This window comes from Mesorhizobium silamurunense, from assembly GCF_014843825.1.
GTDB classification, from domain to species: domain Bacteria; phylum Pseudomonadota; class Alphaproteobacteria; order Rhizobiales; family Rhizobiaceae; genus Mesorhizobium; species Mesorhizobium silamurunense.
The window spans coordinates 1-16,623 of sequence record NZ_JHQR01000135.1 but is presented as its reverse complement, the minus strand read 5'-3'; the positions used below and the strand labels follow the sequence as shown (position 1 = coordinate 16,623).

The 16,623-nt window shown below is 64.2% G+C and carries 18 protein-coding genes; 14 read left to right on the top strand and 4 right to left on the bottom strand.

Annotated elements, in window-relative coordinates:
* Positions 1–10 precede the first annotated feature (10 nt).
* From DH10_RS15630 to DH10_RS15620, 3 genes are all read right to left on the bottom strand, one after another.
* Positions 11–439 (bottom strand): hypothetical protein, encoded by a 429-nt coding sequence (locus DH10_RS15630; RefSeq protein ID WP_210327797.1) that lies wholly within the window; start codon positions 437–439, stop codon positions 11–13.
* 336 nt (positions 440–775) lie between these two features.
* Entirely contained in the window at positions 776–1,936 is a 1,161-nt protein-coding gene (locus tag DH10_RS15625) for a patatin-like phospholipase family protein (RefSeq protein ID WP_192251766.1), read from the bottom strand.
* Complete coding sequence (locus DH10_RS15620; RefSeq protein WP_192251763.1) at positions 1,929–2,711, bottom strand: acetoacetate decarboxylase; 783 nt, start codon at positions 2,709–2,711, stop codon at positions 1,929–1,931. The genes DH10_RS15625 and DH10_RS15620 overlap by 8 nt, the downstream gene beginning before the upstream one ends.
* Before the next feature lie 223 nt (positions 2,712–2,934).
* Between DH10_RS15620 and DH10_RS15615 the strand changes: the two genes are divergently transcribed.
* The 13 genes from DH10_RS15615 (at position 2,935) to DH10_RS15560 (ending at position 14,027) form a co-directional block, all read left to right on the top strand.
* Complete coding sequence (locus DH10_RS15615) at positions 2,935–3,723, top strand: 3-hydroxybutyrate dehydrogenase (protein ID WP_192251760.1); 789 nt, start codon at positions 2,935–2,937, stop codon at positions 3,721–3,723.
* Between the two features lie 164 nt (positions 3,724–3,887).
* The gene (locus DH10_RS15610) at positions 3,888–4,706 is read left to right on the top strand and encodes a chromate resistance protein ChrB domain-containing protein (RefSeq protein WP_192251757.1); all 819 of its coding nucleotides are present in this window, start codon (positions 3,888–3,890) and stop codon (positions 4,704–4,706) included.
* The gene (gene chrA, locus DH10_RS15605; protein ID WP_192251753.1) at positions 4,703–6,091 is read left to right on the top strand and encodes a chromate efflux transporter; all 1,389 of its coding nucleotides are present in this window, start codon (positions 4,703–4,705) and stop codon (positions 6,089–6,091) included. The genes DH10_RS15610 and chrA overlap by 4 nt, the downstream gene beginning before the upstream one ends.
* Before the next feature lie 102 nt (positions 6,092–6,193).
* Complete coding sequence (locus DH10_RS15600) at positions 6,194–7,078, top strand: dihydrodipicolinate synthase family protein (RefSeq protein ID WP_192251748.1); 885 nt, start codon at positions 6,194–6,196, stop codon at positions 7,076–7,078.
* A 22-nt stretch (positions 7,079–7,100) separates the two neighbouring features.
* Positions 7,101–7,760 (top strand): GntR family transcriptional regulator, encoded by a 660-nt coding sequence (locus tag DH10_RS15595; RefSeq protein ID WP_192251746.1) that lies wholly within the window; start codon positions 7,101–7,103, stop codon positions 7,758–7,760.
* Between the two features lie 63 nt (positions 7,761–7,823).
* Complete coding sequence (locus DH10_RS15590; RefSeq protein WP_192251743.1) at positions 7,824–9,161, top strand: ABC transporter substrate-binding protein; 1,338 nt, start codon at positions 7,824–7,826, stop codon at positions 9,159–9,161.
* Entirely contained in the window at positions 9,161–10,099 is a 939-nt protein-coding gene (locus DH10_RS15585) for a carbohydrate ABC transporter permease (RefSeq protein ID WP_192251740.1), read from the top strand. Before DH10_RS15590 ends, DH10_RS15585 begins: the two co-directional genes overlap by 1 nt.
* Positions 10,100–10,921 (top strand): carbohydrate ABC transporter permease, encoded by an 822-nt coding sequence (locus DH10_RS15580; RefSeq protein WP_192251737.1) that lies wholly within the window; start codon positions 10,100–10,102, stop codon positions 10,919–10,921.
* A 38-nt stretch (positions 10,922–10,959) separates the two neighbouring features.
* The gene (locus tag DH10_RS15575; RefSeq protein WP_192251734.1) at positions 10,960–12,018 is read left to right on the top strand and encodes an ABC transporter ATP-binding protein; all 1,059 of its coding nucleotides are present in this window, start codon (positions 10,960–10,962) and stop codon (positions 12,016–12,018) included.
* A gap of 205 nt (positions 12,019–12,223) precedes the next feature.
* Positions 12,224–12,346 carry a hypothetical protein gene (locus tag DH10_RS37630; RefSeq protein WP_281396789.1) on the top strand — a complete coding sequence of 41 codons (123 nt, stop codon included), beginning with the start codon at positions 12,224–12,226 and terminating at the stop codon, positions 12,344–12,346.
* Positions 12,343–12,588: a cupredoxin domain-containing protein gene (locus DH10_RS15570; RefSeq protein WP_192251732.1), complete on the top strand. Its 246-nt coding sequence runs from the start codon at positions 12,343–12,345 to the stop codon at positions 12,586–12,588. The genes DH10_RS37630 and DH10_RS15570 overlap by 4 nt, the downstream gene beginning before the upstream one ends.
* A 25-nt stretch (positions 12,589–12,613) precedes the next feature.
* On the top strand, positions 12,614–13,141 hold the full coding sequence (locus DH10_RS15565) for a sigma-70 family RNA polymerase sigma factor (protein ID WP_192251729.1): 528 nt from the start codon (positions 12,614–12,616) through the stop codon (positions 13,139–13,141).
* Positions 13,128–14,027 (top strand): anti-sigma factor family protein, encoded by a 900-nt coding sequence (locus tag DH10_RS15560; protein WP_192251726.1) that lies wholly within the window; start codon positions 13,128–13,130, stop codon positions 14,025–14,027. Before DH10_RS15565 ends, DH10_RS15560 begins: the two co-directional genes overlap by 14 nt.
* Before the next feature lie 385 nt (positions 14,028–14,412).
* Here DH10_RS15560 and DH10_RS15555 read toward each other — a convergent pair whose 3' ends face one another.
* On the bottom strand, positions 14,413–15,453 hold the full coding sequence (locus DH10_RS15555; protein WP_192251723.1) for an EscU/YscU/HrcU family type III secretion system export apparatus switch protein: 1,041 nt from the start codon (positions 15,451–15,453) through the stop codon (positions 14,413–14,415).
* 283 nt (positions 15,454–15,736) lie between these two features.
* Here DH10_RS15555 and DH10_RS15550 point away from each other — a divergent pair, with 283 nt between their 5' ends.
* Positions 15,737–16,342: a tetratricopeptide repeat protein gene (locus tag DH10_RS15550; RefSeq protein ID WP_246506279.1), complete on the top strand. Its 606-nt coding sequence runs from the start codon at positions 15,737–15,739 to the stop codon at positions 16,340–16,342.
* Positions 16,343–16,623: the final 281 nt, after the last annotated feature.

Here is a 16,623-nt window from a genome sequence, read left to right as displayed (position 1 = left end):
GACTCTTATGTCAGGCGAGAACCACTAGCACCTGCCCGATCCGCTTCGAGAACAGCAACAGCGGCGCGCTGATGAGCACGGGCACGAGGATCGCCGATGGCAACACCGGCAAAGACGAGGTGTCCGGATGGAAGACACCATTGATCGCGGCGCTCCAGGCGACAGCGAGCCACAGCGTGTCCGGGATCATGATCGCCAACCAGGTCGCGCGACGTTGAGCTGGCGTCAGGCTCGTGTGTTCGAGGCCGAGCCACAATCCTAGCGCGATTAGCCCGTGGGTTGCGAGCTGGTGGGCCGTGGTCGGAACGCCGCTGGCCGGGATCGTCGGCCACCTGTACATCACCAGGAGCCACAGCGCCGTGAGCGGCGCAAACCAGAGCAGGCCGCGCCAGGCGTCACGCGATGGAACGATAGCAGGGGAAACAGCTTCGACGGTCATCAGCGGCACTCCATTGAGCCTAGCGCATTTGCCTGCGCTCAGATGTACGCCTGCTTTCCGCGAGCTGATATTCGCGACAATGTTGATAGGCCATGAAGAAGAACTTCACAGTCCGGCAGAGCTTGCTCGACGGCGTGAAGGCGTGCCTACGTGTTTGCACTGTAGTTTCGCAAAGCTGCCGCGGAACTCATGGTGACGGCCAGGCGGAGCGCGTCCTTGTCGCGCATGTCGGGCAGCGCTCGTGATAGGCACGATGCGCGGCGTCGGTTTGACCAAAACCGGCGAAGGATTCCGTTCGCGGGCGTAAGATTGCTCCGCTTCTCCTGGACGCAAATGTCAGGTCGGGTCTTCGCGATGCAGGTCGTGGATGGCGACGCCCTCGACATTGGTCGGCAGCATCAGCCATTGCTTGTGGCGCAGCGTGCGCTCGGTGTCCTCCAGGCCCATCTCCCAGTGCTCGCGCATCGAGGTGCCCGAGAACTCATAGTCCTTGGCGTGGCCCTCATAGCCTTTGTGCTGGTAGATCAGGTGGACGATGTTGACCACGCCGGCGTCGGAATAGTCGGCGATCAGCTCCCTCTCGCCCTCCTTCAGCAGTTCCGGCGGAACGCGCTTGAGGGCGTCGAGCAGCTTCATCTTGAGCGCATGGATGCGCTGGAAATTGTCGGTGTTCTGGCGCGTGCGGCTCGAATACATGATGTCCTTGTGGCGCGACAGCACGTCGGCCAGGCCGCGCGGCAGCGCGCCGCGGGCGCTGAACAGATCGACCTGGAAGACCAACGAGGAGCGGTCCTCTTCCTGGTCAAGCAGGTACTGCAGCGGCGTGTTGGAGACGATGCCGCCGTCCCAGTAATACTCGCCCTCGATGCGAATCGACGGGAAGGCCGGCGGCAGCGCGCCGCTCGCCATGATGTGCTCCGGCCCGATGCGCACCTTGTCGGTGTCGAAATAGACGAAGTTGCCGGTCCTCACATTGACTGCGCCGACGCTCAGCCGCTTCCTGCCGTCGTTCAGCACGTTGAAGTCGATCAAGCTCTCCAGCGTGTCCTTCAACTCGGCGGTGTCGTAGAAGCTGGTTGCGCCGTCTGCGCCCGGCGGCTGGAACCACGGGTTGGGATTGCGCGGCTTGAAGAAGCCAGGCTGGCCCATGGTCATCGTCATCCACGACGAGGTGCGGTTGCGGATGTCGCGGTAGATGTCGCCTTCGGGCGTATAGGCCCAGATCTTGCGGCCGGAGACCGTCTGCCAGAACTGTTCGAGCCGCTGCAGGCGCCGGCTCGGCTCGTTGCCGGCAATGATCGAGGCGTTGATCGCGCCGATCGACACGCCGGAGAGCCAGGTCGGCTCGCAGCCGGCGTCGGAAAGCGCCTGATAGACTCCGGCCTGATAGGCGCCTAGCGCGCCGCCGCCCTGGAACACCAGGGCGACGCGGTCATATTGCTGCGCGATTTCCTGGATGGTGGCGTCGATGGCCTTGTTGCGGGTGCGTTCAAGCACGAGCCTTCTCCCGCTGGATTGCGCTGGCTGCCGACTGGTCAGCGAGATAGTCATGGACGACTTCGCCGAGCCCAAGCGTCAGATCGGCTATGAAGTGGACGGCCGAGACCACTTCGAGCACCGGCAGCTTCGCAACATCGGCCATGACATGGGGCCGAAGGTCGAGCGCTGCCGGGGCGGTCCAGGCTTCCTTCAGCGTCACGTCGGTGAGGTAGTAGCGCACCAGCTCGCAAATGCGCGGGCTGCCGTCGACATGCGGGATGATCTTGATCAGGAAGTTGGGCGCGGCGAGCGAGGCGAGCACGGAATCGTGGTCGGCCTGGCGGTGCTTGTAGCCCATCGTGCCGGTGGCGCACAGAACGCTGCCATAGTGGAGAGTGCCCACCACCACTTCGCCCTCATGCACGATCTTAGGGCTGGCGAGCTTCTTCGGGAAGCCCCAGAGCTCGCGGCCGCCGGCGATCGGCGCATCGTCGTCGAGATACATGGAATGGACGTAGCCGCCATGCTGGCCCTTATAGCGCACGGGAATGACTTGACCGGTCTCGGTATAGTCGCCGAAGCCCGTCGAATCCGGCATGCGGATGAACTCGTACTTGACCAGCGGCTCGTCGATCTCGAGCGGCGCCGGCACCACCGCCTCCAGCGCGTCGCGCGTCGTGCGGTAGGTGATGATGATGTATTCGCGGTCGAAGAAACGGTAGGGCCCGGGCGGGAAGGACGGGTTGGTGAGCGGCATCGCATAGGCGCGCTTCACGACAGCGGCGATATCCATGCTATTCACCCATCGGTTTAGGAATGACACGCGCGATACGCGCAGGAGGATTATGTTGCACGGCACCATGACAGTGCCATGTCACGGTGCTTGAGCGCCAGATTCATGGCTCTCGGACAGCATCACAACATTGTAATCGCAGCGACATATGGCCATGGCATTGTCATGCTGCGGCGCACAAACTATGTGCCCTAGGTTCCCTCCACCTCTCGCGAGATTTTTTATGGGTTCCCTGTCTTCGAAGAATGCGCTCGTCACCGGCTCGACCAGCGGCATCGGCCTGGCAATCGCCCGCGCCTTTGCCGCCGAGGGCGCCAATGTCACCATCAACGGCCTGGGCGATGCCGCGGCGATCGAAGCGGAGCGCGCCGGCATCGAGAAGGATTTCGGCGTCAAGTGCCGCTACTCGGACGCCAACATGATGGACGGCGCGGCGGTGACCGCCATGATCCACGAAGCGGAAGAGGCATTCGGCAGCCTCGACATACTGGTCAACAATGCCGGCATCCAGCATGTCGCGCCGATCGACGAGTTTCCCGACGACAAGTGGGAAGCCATCATCCGCATCAACCTGCTTGCCGCCTTCTATGCCATCAAGGCGGTGCTGCCCGGCATGAAGAGCCGCAAATGGGGCCGGATCATCAACACCGCTTCGGCGCACGCGCTGGTCGCCTCGCCGTTCAAGTCGGCCTATGTCTCGGCCAAGCACGGCATTGCCGGCCTTACCAAGACGGTCGCGCTGGAAGTCGCGCAGGACGGCATCACCGTCAATGCGATCGCTCCCGGCTATGTCTGGACGCCGCTGGTCGAGAAGCAGATCCCCGACACGATGAAGGCGCGCGGCATGACCGAGGAGCAGGTCAAGCACGACGTGCTTTTAGCCGCGCAGCCGACCAAGGAGTTCGTCACCGTCGAGGAGCTCGCGGCACTGACCCTGTTTCTGTGCTCGGACGCCGCCAGGCAGATGACCGGCACGACCCTGCCGATGGATGGCGGCTGGACGGCGCAGTAAAGCGCAAGGGTGTTCTCAAAGGGAAGGCGTGGCGGAAGCGTCGTCTTCCTTGACAATTGGCTGAGGCCGTTCCAGCATCCTGCCAAGGGGTTCCCCGCGACGACCCCGTGAGGCGTCAGCCCAACGATCGCGTCCAAACTCTCTTCCTACAGGAGGTGGACGCCATGCCGTCAACAACCGCAATTACCGTTCCGCAGCTTTCCCGTCTCGTCGGCCTGCCGGATGCGCCGGTTCTCATCGACGTGCGTATCGATGAGGATTATGAAGCCGATGCGCGCCTGCTGCCGGCTTGTTACCGGCGCGACTTCAGAGCCGTCTCGACCTGGGCGGCCGAGTTCTCCGGATCGAAAGTCGTCGTCATCTGCCAGCGGGGACAGAAGCTCTCGCAAGGCGTGGCGGCATGGCTGCGCCATGAAGGCATTGCGGCGGAATCGCTCGAAGGCGGCTTCGAAGCCTGGGCCGAGGCCGAGGCGCCGCTGGTCAGAGCCAGCGCGGTCCCGTCCCGCGACGAGAGCGGCCGCACCGTCTGGGTCACCCGTTCCCGGCCGAAGGTCGACCGCATCGCCTGCCCGTGGCTGATCCGCCGCTTCGTCGATCCCGGCGCCGTATTCCTGTTCGTCGACCCGGCCGAGGTGCCTCTGGTGGCCGAGCGCTTCGCGGCGGTTCCCTTCGACATCGAAGGCGTGTTCTGGAGCCATCGTGGAGAGCGCTGCACCTTCGACACGATGATCGAGGAATTCGGGCTGCGCTCCGAGGCGCTCGATCGTCTGGCGCTGATCGTGCGCGGGGCGGATACGGCTCGCCTCGACCTCGTGCCGCAGGCGGCGGGGTTCCTCGCCGCTTCGCTCGGCCTGTCGCGCATGTTCCGCGACGACCTCGAACAGCTCGACGCGGGCATGCTCCTCTACGACGCCTTCTTCCGCTGGTGCCGCGACGCTACCGACGAGACGCATAACTGGCCCGTCGGGGGTAAGGCACAATGACCGTGCTTGCCAAAGACGACACGGCGCCGCCGGCCGCGGTCCCGGCCGCGCCGACCTTTCGCGAGGCGACGCGGCTTTGGGCAAAGATCGGCCTGCTCTCCTTCGGCGGGCCGGCCGGGCAGATCGCGCTGATGCACAAGGAGCTGGTCGAGGAGCGCCGCTGGATCGGCGAGGAGCGTTTCCTCCACGCGCTCAACTACTGCATGCTATTGCCGGGCCCAGAAGCGCAACAGCTTGCCGTCTATGTCGGCTGGCTGCTGCACCGGACGGCCGGCGGCCTCGTCGCCGGAACATTGTTCGTGCTGCCCGGCGCGCTGGTGATGCTCGCCTTGAGCAGCTTCTACATGCTCTACAATGATGCGCCGGTCATCGAGGCGTTGTTCTTCGGCATCAAGGCGGCGGTGCTCGCCGTCGTCGTCGAAGCGGTGATCCGCATCGGCAAGCGCGCGCTGAAGAACCGGGTCATGGTGGCGATCGCGGTGGCGGCCTTCCTGGCCATCTATGTCGCCAAGCTGCCGTTCCCGCTGATCGTGCTTGCGGCAGGCCTGATCGGCTGGATCGGCAGCCGCTTTGCGCCGAGCCTGTTTTCGGGCTCGGCGCACGGCAAGGGCAGCGCCGCTGCCGACAGCCACGGCGTGGTCGATCTGATGTTCGAACGCGGCGAGCTCGGCCACACCGTGCCGACGCGATGGCATGCGGCCCGCATCATCGCGATCTGGCTGCCGCTCTGGCTCGGACCGGTGACGCTGATCGCCGCGCTGGCGGGGCCGGCCAGCGTGTGGGCGCAGATCGGCGGCTTCTTCAGCCTGATGGCCGTCGTCACCTTCGGCGGCGCCTATGCGGTTCTGGCCTATGTCGCGCAAGCCGCGGTGACCTCGTTCGGCTGGCTGGCGCCGGGCGAGATGGTCGACGGGCTCGGACTTGCCGAGACAACGCCCGGGCCGCTGATCCTGGTGCTGCAGTTCGTCGGCTTCGCCGCCGCCTATCGCCATGCGGGGGCGATCAGCCCATTGCTTGCGGGATCGCTGGGGGCGGCGCTGACGCTGTGGGCCACCTTCGTGCCTTGCTTCTTCTGGATATTCCTGGGCGCGCCCTACATCGAGCAGTTGCGGCAGAACAAGGTGCTGTCGGCGGCGCTCGGCGCGATCACGGCGGCCGTCGTCGGCGTGGTGATGAACCTTGCGCTGTGGTTCGCGCTGCATGTCGTCTTCGGCAAGGTCGAGAGTGTCGGCTGGGGCGTCGAGGTTCCGGTCCTGTCCTCGCTCGACTGGCGTGCCGCGCTGCTGTCGGCGGCGGCGATGATCGCCATGCTCAGGCTGAAAGCCGGCATGCTGCCGACGCTCGCGGCATCTGCGTTGGCAGGGCTTGCTCTGCAGGCATTCTGAATTGTTTCCGCCCGCAGCCAGGGGTGATCGATCAGTCTGTTTACAACTAACATGTTAGTATGATACGGCTGCGCGCAAGTTGATGAATTGGAGGCTTTGCAGGTGGCTTCGCGCTTTGGTCTGTCGGTTGCCCTCACCACCCCGTTTGATGCAGCCGGGCGGATTGCCATCGCGCTGATGACCGCGCATGCCCAGGCCTGTCTCGATGCCGGCTGCAGCAGCGTGACGTTGTTCGGCACCACCGGCGAAGGCGCTTCCGTCGGTACGGCGGAACGGCCGGCGGTCATCGATGCCCTGCTTGCGGTAGGTGTCTCGGCCGATCAGATCGTTGCCGGCGTGCTTGTCGACGCAGCGGACGACGCCGCGGAGCAGTGCCGCCAGGCCTTGCAGCGCGGCGCCCGCAACATCCTGCTCGCGCCGCCGAGCTACTTCAAGAATGTCGGCGACGACGGGCTGTTCGGCTGGTTTGCAGCTGTGTTTGGCGCGCTCGGCCCGCTCGCCCGCGGCATGCTGCTCTACAACATCCCCTCGGTCACGACGGTGCGTCTGTCGCTCGACCTGATCGGCCGGCTGCGCAAGGCCTATCCGGGCGTGGTCGCCGGAGTTAAGGATTCCGGCGGCGACTGGGCCTACAGCGCAGCGCTGCTCAAGGCGCATGGCGACCTGATCATCCTGATCGGGGATGAGCGGCATCTGGCGCCGGCGGTGCGGATCGGTGGCCAGGGCGCGATTTCCGGCATGGCCAACTTCGCCGCCGGTGAGCTTCGCGCCATCGTCGAGAGCGGACGCGACGATTCCCGTGTGGAACGTTTCGTCGTCGAATTGCTCAGGCATCCGGTCATCCCGGCGGTGAAGGCGATGGTGGCGCGCCAGACCGGCGACGAACGCTGGCTGACGGTTCGGCCGCCGCTCGAGCCGGTCGCGCTATCGGAGCGGCAGCAGCTTGGCGCCGCTTACGACAGGCTGTTTTCGACACAAGCGGCGTGAGCGGCGGAGGACGCTGATCGGCATGGACGAGACGAGCGAACCGGCAACCCTAAGGGAAAAGGCCTATGCCAGCTTCACGCGGCATCTGCTGGCCCGTGACCTGAGGCCCGGCCAGTTCGTATCGCAGCGCGAACTGGTTGCCTTCACCGGCCTGCCGCTCGGCGCCATCCGCGAGATCGTGCCGCGGCTCGAGGCGGAAGGGCTGCTGACCACGATTCCGCAGCGCGGCATGCAGATCGCCCATATCGACATCAGCCTGATCCGCGAGGCCTTCCAATTCCGACTGTTCATGGAGCGCGAGGCGGTCGCGCTGTTTGCCGTCAGCGCTTCCGACGCCGAGATTGCCCGCCTGCGGCGCGAACACGAGGACATGCTCGCCCAGGCGTTGGCGCAGACGCCGACGCCGGAGATGGAAGCCAAGGCCCAGAGTATCGACTGGGCCATGCATGACACCTTCATCAGCGCGCTGGGCAACGAGATCATCGCCAAGGCCTACCTGGTCAATTCGGTGAAGATCAGGCTGATCCACCAGGAGCGGTTCCGCATCGACGGTCGCGTCGTGCCGGTCATGCGCGAGCATCTCGCGGTGATCGAAGCGCTGGAGAAACGCGATCCGCAGAAGGCGGTCGAGGCGATCAGTCAGCACATCGACAATGCGCGCCGGCTGGCACTCCAGATTTGAGGAAGCAGGACCGCGCCACAATCGTCGCGGCGCAATCGAAACGACAACAACCGGGAGGAAGAGATGTCGTCCAATCCGTTCAATCCAACCAGGAGGCAATTGCTCCAGAGAACCGCTGCCCTTGCCGCAGCTGGTCTTGCCGGCCTTCGTCCGAGCTTCGCGGCGGGCGTCGACTGGAAGCGCTTTGCCGGGACGACGCTCGACGTCAATCTGGTAAAGAGCCCGCGCAGCGACACCATTTTGAAAAATCTCGCAGAATTCGAGGAGCTGACCGGCATCAAGGTCAACGCGGAGGCGACGCCCGAGCAGCAGCAGCGTCAGAAGACGGTGATCGAGCTCAGCTCCGGCAAGCCAAGCTTCGACGTGGTGCATCTGAGCTACCATGTGCAGAAGCGGCAGTTCGAGAAGGGCGGCTGGCTGGCCGACATTTCCGGCTACCTTGCCGATCCCGGCCTCACCGATCCGAGGCTGGTCGAAAGCGACTTCGCCGAGGCCGGCATGCAGTTCGCCAAGGACGGCCAGGGCGTGCTGCGCTCGCTGCCGTTCTCGGTCGACTACTGGATCCTTTACTGGAACAAGGAACTGTTCGACGCCAAGGGGGTGAAATATCCCGAGAGCTTCGAGCAGCTGGTGGCCGCCGCCGAAGCGCTGACCGACCCGTCCAGCAACACGTTCGGCTTCGTCGCCCGCGGCCTGAAGAACGCCAACACGCCGGTGTGGACGTCGCTGATGCTGGGCTATGACATGACGCCGCTCGGTAGCGACGGCAAGCTGCGCACCACGTCGCCGGAGGCGATCGAAGCCGCCAGCCTTTACCAGCGGCTGATGACCAAGGCGGCACCTCCCGGCGTCACCGGCTTCAACTGGGCCGAGGCGCAGTCTGCCTTCCTGCAGGGCAAGATCGGCATGTGGTTCGATGGCGTCGGCTTCGCGCCGCCGATGGAAAATCCGGAAAAGTCGCGGGTGGTCGGCAAGGTCGGCTACGGTGTCATGCCGAAAGGTCCCAAGGCGCATGCCGCGGGCACTTTCGGCGATGGCATCGGCGTGACCTCCGCCAGCACGAAGAAGGAAGCGGCGTATCTGTTCTGCCAGTGGGCGGTATCGCCTGCCATGGGCGCGCGGCTGCTGCAGGCTGGCGCTGGCGTGCCGTTTCGCAAATCCGTGCTGGAAGACCCCAAGGTGCGCGAGGGCGTCACCATGCCGCCGAGCTGGCTGGATGCCGTGGTCGGCTCCGGCAACATCAGTCGGCTGGCGCTGCCGGTCATCATTCCGGTCACCGAGTTCCGCGACATTTATGGCGTGGCGCTGACCAACATGATTGCCGGTGCCGACCCCGCCGACGAGCTGAAGAAGGCCACCGAGCAGTTCCAGCCGGTTCTCGACAGGAGCGAGCAAGGCTGATGTCCGCCATCGCCCCGGAACGCGCAGGGGTGACGACGCAAGCCATGGAAGAGGGCCAGCCGCTCCGGCTGGCTCCCAACTACTGGCCTTTCGTCATTCCGGCGCTCGTCGTCGTCGGCGCCGTGATCGTCTTTCCCTGGGCCTTCACGCTGTGGATGAGCATCAACAGCTGGACGCTCGGCCAGTCGCGAAGCTTTGCCGGTATGGAAAATTACCTGCGCCTGGCGAGCGATCCGCGTTTCTGGGAATCGCTCTGGCACACCTTGACCTACACGTTCCTGTCGGTGATCGCGCCGATGTTCTTCGGCACTGTTGCGGCCCTGATCTTCGACGCCAGGTTTCCATTGCGCGGCCTGCTGCGCGGTGTCTTCGTGATGCCGATGATGGCGACGCCGGTTGCCGTGGCACTTGTCTGGACGATGATGTTCCACCCGCAGCTCGGCGTGCTCAACTATCTGCTCTCGCTGGTCGGCGTTCCGGCGCAGGAGTGGATCTTCAACGCCAACACGGTCATTCCTTCGCTGGTCGCGGTCGAGACCTGGCAATGGACGCCGCTTGTGATGCTGATCGTGCTGGGCGGGCTGGCGTCGGTGCCGCGCGAGCCGTTCGAGAGCGCCGAGATCGACGGCGCCAATGCCTGGCAGCAGTTCCGCTATCTCACCTTGCCGATGATCGCGCCGTTCCTGATGATTGCGGTGATCATCCGCACGATCGATGCGCTGAAGAGCTTCGACATCATCTACGCGATGACGCAGGGCGGGCCCGGCACGGCGTCGGAGACGATCAACATCTATCTCTACAATACCGCCTTCTCCTACTACGACATGGGCTATGGCTCGGCCATGGCCGTGGTCTTCTTCATCGTTATCGTGGCGCTCTCCTTCATCCTCCTGATGCTGCGCCAGCGCTCGCAATGGGTCGACGCGGAGGGCAAATAGATGGGCTCGCGGCTGCTCAACAAGATAGGACTGTTCTTCGCGGCGCTGGTACTCGTCTCGCCGGCGATCCTGTTCTTCCTCTGGATGGTCTCGCTGTCGCTGAAATTCGAGATCGACAACGGCGCCTACCCGCCGATCCTGATCCCCGAGCGCTTCGCCTGGTCGAACTACGCGAAAGTGTTCGAGGAAAACAATTTCCTGCTCTATCTCTGGAACTCGGTGCTGGTCACCGGCACGGCGACGCTGCTCGCGCTGCTGATCGGCGTGCCGGCCGGCTACGGCATCGCCAGGCTCAAGGCGGAGCGCTCGGCGATCGTCATCATGATCGCGCGCATGACGCCGGGGCTTTCCTATCTCATCCCGCTGTTCCTCTTGTTCCAGTGGCTGGGCATCCTCGGCACGCTGTGGCCGCAGATCATCATCCATCTGGTGGTGACGGTGCCGATCGTGGTCTGGGTGATGATCGGCTATTTCGAGACGACGCCGATGGAACTGGAAGAGGCGGCCAGTATCGACGGCGCCTCGTCGTGGCAGGTGTTCCGGCTGGTGGCGCTGCCGATCGCCAAGCCCGGCATCGTGGTGGCCTTCATCCTGTCGATCATCTTTTCGTGGAACAACTTCGTCTTCGGCGTGGTGCTCGCCAGCCGCGAGACGCGGACCTTGCCGGTCGCCGTCTACAACATGCTATCCTACGAGCAGGTGAGCTGGGGGCCGCTCGCGGCCGCGGCGCTGGTGGTGACACTGCCGGTGCTCGTGCTCACCATGTTCGCGCAACGGCAGATCGTCGCCGGGCTGACCGCTGGCGCGGTCAAGGGCGGCTGAGCGCCTGATCCGCGACACCCTTTTTGTGGAGACATGCAATGGCATCGGTAACCATCAACAAAGTGCAGAAGGCCTTTGGGTCCGCCAAGATCATTAACGACGTCAGCGTCGACATCGCCGATGGCGAGTTCGTCATCCTGGTCGGGCCGTCGGGCTGCGGGAAGTCGACGCTGCTGCGCATGATCGCCGGGCTCGAAACGATCTCGGCCGGGAAAATCTCGATCGGCGAGCGCGTGGTGAACAATCTGAGGGCGCGCGACCGCAACATCGCGATGGTGTTCCAGAACTACGCGCTCTATCCGCATATGACGGTGGCCGACAATATGGGCTTCGCGCTCAGGATCAAGAAAGCCGATCCGGCCGACACCACGAGCCGGGTGAAGCGGGCGGCAAACATTCTCGGCCTCGAAAAGCTGCTCGACCGCTATCCGCGCCAGCTCTCGGGCGGCCAGCGCCAGCGCGTCGCCATGGGCCGCGCCATCGTGCGCGATCCTCAGGTGTTTCTCTTCGACGAACCGCTCAGCAATCTCGACGCCAAATTGCGCGTCCAGATGCGCGGCGAGATCAAGGCGCTGCATCAGCGGCTCGGCACCACAACCGTCTATGTCACGCACGACCAGATCGAGGCCATGACCATGGCCGACAAGATCGTCGTGCTGCATGACGGTCTCGTCGAACAGATCGGCGCGCCGCTCGATCTCTACGATCGGCCGGCCAATCTGTTCGTTGCCGGCTTCATCGGCTCCCCCGCCATGAACTTCATCCATGGCCGCATCGAGGAGGGTATCTTCCGCAGCACCGGCGGGCTGACGCTGCCGCTGCCCGAAGGCATCCAGCCGACCAAGGCCGCGGGAAGGGAACTGGTCTACGGCATTCGCCCCGAACATATCCGGGCAACGGGCCAGGGTCTCTCCGGCACCGTCACGCTCATGGAGGCGACAGGCTCGGAAATCTTCGCCACCGTCGACTGCGGCGGGGAAGCGATCTCCTGCCTGTTCCGCGAGCGGCTTGCACTGAAGCAAGGCGAGAGCGTGCCGATCGAGATCGACCGCGCCTCGGCGCATCTGTTCGACGCCAAGACCGGCCGGCGTATCTGAGCGCCGCTGTCGGCGCTCACCATCAGCAGCGACCGTGCGGATAGTCTTTCACTGCGAGGTTGCTCGACCTCGGGGCGAGCCGTTGAGCTCCCGGCGCCAATCGATCACATCAGCGTGATCGAAACCAATGATCCCTTGGGAATAAACCGCCGGTTCCGCTGGTCTTCCGGGCATGCGCCGCTCAACGGCGTTGCAGGAGACCGAGATGGCCTATCATGACAATACGAACGCCGGGCGGCAGCCTGCGGGCACAGGCCGCCGCCAGCCCTTGGAGCGCATGGGCTGGAGCAGTGTGCTCCAGGCATCGCCGTTCCTGCACCGGCCGTGACCGCAACAAAAGAGATCCACGACAATGACGGCGGCATCCCGCATCTCGTCGCGGCCAGCGATGCGCCGTTCCTTTCCGAGGCGCCGTTCTCTTCCAATATGCTTGACTCCGGTGACACCTATGCCTTCACCTCCACCAAAGCAGGTGCCTTCGCCTGCAATCGCGATCTTCACCCGCGCGAGCAGGAACGGATCAGCGCCACCCGCCGAAGGTGGCAGCAAAGCCCTGGCGGGAGCGCCTGACGGTGGGAAGGTGTTGAGCGAAAGAATGCTGGCCGCGCGGTTTGCCGAAGTGGTGCTGCCGCATCTCGGCGACGCGCTGTCGCTCGCCCGCTGGCTGACCGGGAACGCTGCCGATGCAGAGGATGTGGTGCAGGAGGCTTGCCTCAAGGCGCATGCCGGCATTGCCGGCTTTGCCGGCGGCAATCCGCGTGCCTGGCTGCTCACCATCGTGCGCAATGCCTCCTACACCTGGATGGCGCGCAACCGTCCGCGCAGCGTGGTCGCCGTCGGCGACCTCGCCGATCTCGACGACGTATCGCCGCCGCCCGACAAGGATGCGGACAGTCCGGAGGCGGCGCTGATCGCCAAGGCCAACTCGGCGGCGGTGGAAGCAGCGATCGCGAGGCTGCCGGAGGTGTTTCGCGAAACGCTGGTGCTGCGCGACATAAACGGGCTCAGCTATCGCGAGATCGCGGCCATGCTCGGCGTGCCGCAAGGCACGGTGATGTCGCGGCTGGCGCGGGCGCGCAGCTTGCTGATGACGGACATTGGAGGGCGCCATGAGCCCGCATGACGACGGATTGCCGGAAGACCCGCAGGATATGAAGCTGATGATCCATGCCCTTATAGATGGCGAGCTCGATGCCGCGGCGGCACTTGCCGTCGAGCGCCGCATCGCCGCCGATCCGGAACTTGCCGCCGAACATCAGCGCATCCTTGCGCTGCGCACGGCCGTCGCCGGCGTGCCGCGGCCCGCCGTCAGCGAGGACTTCCTGGCGCGCATCGCGGCAATCGCCGAGGTGAAAGGTTCCGACGAAGCCGAGGCCACGCAGGCCGAAGCCGTGAAGGCACAGCCGCAACGGCATCAGGGCAAGGTCATCGAGATGCGGCCGCGCGCTTCGGCACGCTGGTTCAATTCCTTCGACTGGCGCCAGATGGCGGCCTCGATCGTGCTGACGGCATTTCTCGCCAGCGGCGCGACGCAATGGCTGATGGTGGAAAATGTGCCGGACAGTTTCGCCGTCAACGTCGCCAACGGCCATCGCCGCAGCCTGCTCGCGGCGACCCCGGTCGACATCGTCTCGTCCGACCGGCACACGGTGAAGCCGTGGCTCGACGGCCGGATCGGCGTGTCGCCGCCGGCGCCCGACATGGCCAAGGATGGCTACGCGCTGCTTGGCGGCCGGGTCGAAGTGATCGGCGACAAGCCGATGCCGGCGCTGGTCTACCGCCACCACGAGCATCTGATCACCCTGGTGGCGGCGCCGCGGCAGAACGAGGCCAAATCGGTGCCGGTGGCGGACGATCTCTCGGCGGGCGGGTTCCTGCTGGTCCATTGGACCGACGGCGCCTTCTCCTACTGGGCGATCTCGGACGCCGAACGGCCGGCGCTCGACGATTTCGTCGCCCGCTTCCGGGCGGCCGCCGCAACCAATCCGGCGGCGGGCAGCCCCGGCTGAGTGGTGATCCCGACAGGAATCCAGCCTGTGACCTACAGATTAGGAATTTGTCAGACGGTCTTGCCTGTTGTTTCCCAATGCCGGTCGTCGTACGATTGCGTTGGTTCTAACATATTCAAGTTGTTGTTGTTTTCGCACTGCGTGGCTATCGTGGCGTAGACAAACCAACAGATCGAGCCAGATCGAACACGACGCAATTGCCGTACTAATGCCGTACTAATTGTCATGACAGACCTTCGCCTCGCCCTCCTTGACCGCGCCATTGCAAGCCTCGAGCCGCCGTCATCGGGACAATATTTTTCTCGAGACACCGAGCTGCCGGGCTTCATGGTGCTTGTCGGCAAACGGCAAAAGGCGTTCGTATCCAGGGCGAGCGGAGATTACTTCAAGTGAGGCCGTACCGGACAAGATGGCGAACGACAGGGGAAAACATCTCCTGACCGATGTAAGTTCCAGTGTTCGCGCGCTCGAAAAGTGGTTCCGCGACAGCCGCATCGTCCACCACTGGAATACCTGACTGGCGTGCTTGGGCCGTCATCTCTTCGGCCGTGCGCCCCTGGCCTTTGCCGACGACCGTCGGTACCGGCGTTTCGCCTTTGACGTAACGCAACGCCACAGCCCGGTCACCGGATATGAAAACGATGACCGCATTTTTCACGCCCAGCTTCGCCGGTTGCATCACCGCCTCGCGCCGCTGCCGCTGCTGTTCATGGCGGATCATTGGATCTCCTTCGAGATCCTTGTGCTCGCGCTTGTATTCGGTTGTCGTCATGCGCATGTCGCGGAGGAATAGCCAGCGCTGAACCGGAACGTCGATCACGCCGATGACGACGAAGGCCAAGCCGGCGGCGATACCGAGAGGCGTCAGCACTGCTTTGATCATCGGGGCCAGGCATGACGGACCGCAACCCGGCGCATCGAAAAGCGGCTGCAACCATGTGATCAGCACGAACACGAAAAGGCATGCCAGCAGCACCAGTTTGATCACGCCCTTGGCGAACTCGATGACGTTACGAAGTGACAGGATCTTCTGGAGGCCCTTGGCCGGGTTTATATAGTCGAACTGCGGCTTGAGCGGCTCGAACGAGAAGACCGGCCCGAACGTCCCCAGCATGCCGAAGGTGGCGGTGAGAACGACAACGATGCCGGCCAGCGGCAGCGTGGCAAGCATCAGCAGCGAGAACGAATGACGGATGGCGCGCAGGCTGACATCCCCGGACGAGCCGCCGGGCGCGGTTACGGTCTGCACGAGTTCCGATAGGTGCTTGAAGAGCGTCGGCCAGAAAAAATAGAGATAGGCGAGCGTTGCGAAAAAAGTGAAGCCGGAGATGAGGTCGCGGCTCTGTGGAACCTTGCCTTTGCGGCGGGCGTCGCGAAGCTTCTTGTCGGAAGCCGGTAGTTTCTTTTCCTCAGCTTCTTCGGCCATGTTGCAATCTTACCGCACTGTTGTGGTTCCAGTCTGTCGATGCTCTGTGTAAGGTGAGGGCGGGCTTGAATACGGAGAGGTGGATATGCGGTTGCATGTCGTATTCTTGCCAGTCGCCGTCACGCTGGCGCTGTCCGGTTGCCAGACGAGCAAAACCAGCTCGATCAACGCGAAGGCCCAAGCCCCGTCCTCGCAGTCGGATCGACTGATCAAGCTTGCCGACGATATCGATGCGCGCGGGGACAATGGTACCGCGATAGCGCTCTACCAGCGTGCGGCAGCGATGCCGGACGCCAAGCCGAGCGCGTTCGTCAAGGCCGGCGACGCCTATATGCGGGCGGGATACCCGGCCGATGCCGCCAAATCCTATCAGGCCGCGCTCGCAAAAGCGCCCAACGACGGCGAAGCGATGCTCGGGCTTGGCTCGGCGATGATAGAGGCCGGCGATATCGAGGCCGGCATGCGCGCGCTCGCACAAGCAGCGCCTTTGGTCAATAGCAGCGCCGCTTATAACCGATTGGGCGTGGCACAGACATTTGCCGGCCAGACTGCCGAAGCGCAGGCGACCTTCGCCCGAGCGTTGAAACTTGCGCCCGGCGATCTCGATGTCGAGACCAACATGGCGTTGGCGGCAGCCCTTGAGGACAACTCCGCCACGGCACTGCCGCTGGTGCAGAAGATTGCCGCCGCACCCAACGCGCAATTGCACCACAAGCGCAATGTTGTGATGGTCTACGGACTTCTTGGCCAGGCCGATCAGGTCAAGGCCTCGCCACCCATCGGTCTGACGACCAAGGAGGTGGCCACTTTGCTCGCGCGTGCCAGAACCATCCGGTCGAAGGGTAGCACGCAGGCCAAAGCCAAAGCGCTCGGCTCCATCCTCGGCTAAAGCACTTCCAGGAAAGGTGCGAAACGGCTTTCCGTCCGGAATAGCGTCAAAACAAAGAGATAGAGCGGTTTGCCGTTTCAGTGAAACGGCAAACCGCTCTGATGCGCGGGAACGGAAGGCCTGAAGCGTTCTTCCGCCGGACTTGACGCGCTGAGCTATGCAACGCGGGCGATGACCGAGGCGGCTCACTCGACCGGAAGCGTCGTTTGCGGCGTTGCCGGCGCGCTGTTGGCGCCGCCGATAGGAGCCTCCTCGCCGTCAAGGTAACGACGGGCCGCGCG

Excerpts from the sequence above, each read along its gene's own strand:
- chrA (WP_192251753.1), top strand. The coding sequence starts at position 4,703 with ATGACCGTGCTTGCCAAAGACGACACGGCGCCGCCGGCCGCGGTCCCG.
- DH10_RS15550 (WP_246506279.1), top strand. The coding sequence starts at position 15,737 with ATGCCGGACGCCAAGCCGAGCGCGTTCGTCAAGGCCGGCGACGCCTAT.
- DH10_RS15580 (WP_192251737.1), top strand. The coding sequence starts at position 10,100 with ATGGGCTCGCGGCTGCTCAACAAGATAGGACTGTTCTTCGCGGCGCTG.
- DH10_RS15615 (WP_192251760.1), top strand. The coding sequence starts at position 2,935 with ATGGGTTCCCTGTCTTCGAAGAATGCGCTCGTCACCGGCTCGACCAGC.
- DH10_RS15560 (WP_192251726.1), top strand. The coding sequence starts at position 13,128 with ATGAGCCCGCATGACGACGGATTGCCGGAAGACCCGCAGGATATGAAG.
- DH10_RS15585 (WP_192251740.1), top strand. The coding sequence starts at position 9,161 with ATGTCCGCCATCGCCCCGGAACGCGCAGGGGTGACGACGCAAGCCATG.
- DH10_RS15555 (WP_192251723.1), bottom strand. The coding sequence starts at position 15,453 with ATGGCCGAAGAAGCTGAGGAAAAGAAACTACCGGCTTCCGACAAGAAG.
- DH10_RS15575 (WP_192251734.1), top strand. The coding sequence starts at position 10,960 with ATGGCATCGGTAACCATCAACAAAGTGCAGAAGGCCTTTGGGTCCGCC.
- DH10_RS15630 (WP_210327797.1), bottom strand. The coding sequence starts at position 439 with ATGACCGTCGAAGCTGTTTCCCCTGCTATCGTTCCATCGCGTGACGCC.
- DH10_RS15595 (WP_192251746.1), top strand. The coding sequence starts at position 7,101 with ATGGACGAGACGAGCGAACCGGCAACCCTAAGGGAAAAGGCCTATGCC.
- DH10_RS15620 (WP_192251763.1), bottom strand. The coding sequence starts at position 2,711 with ATGGATATCGCCGCTGTCGTGAAGCGCGCCTATGCGATGCCGCTCACC.
- DH10_RS15590 (WP_192251743.1), top strand. The coding sequence starts at position 7,824 with ATGTCGTCCAATCCGTTCAATCCAACCAGGAGGCAATTGCTCCAGAGA.
- DH10_RS15610 (WP_192251757.1), top strand. The coding sequence starts at position 3,888 with ATGCCGTCAACAACCGCAATTACCGTTCCGCAGCTTTCCCGTCTCGTC.
- DH10_RS15565 (WP_192251729.1), top strand. The coding sequence starts at position 12,614 with ATGCTGGCCGCGCGGTTTGCCGAAGTGGTGCTGCCGCATCTCGGCGAC.
- DH10_RS37630 (WP_281396789.1), top strand. The coding sequence starts at position 12,224 with ATGGCCTATCATGACAATACGAACGCCGGGCGGCAGCCTGCGGGCACA.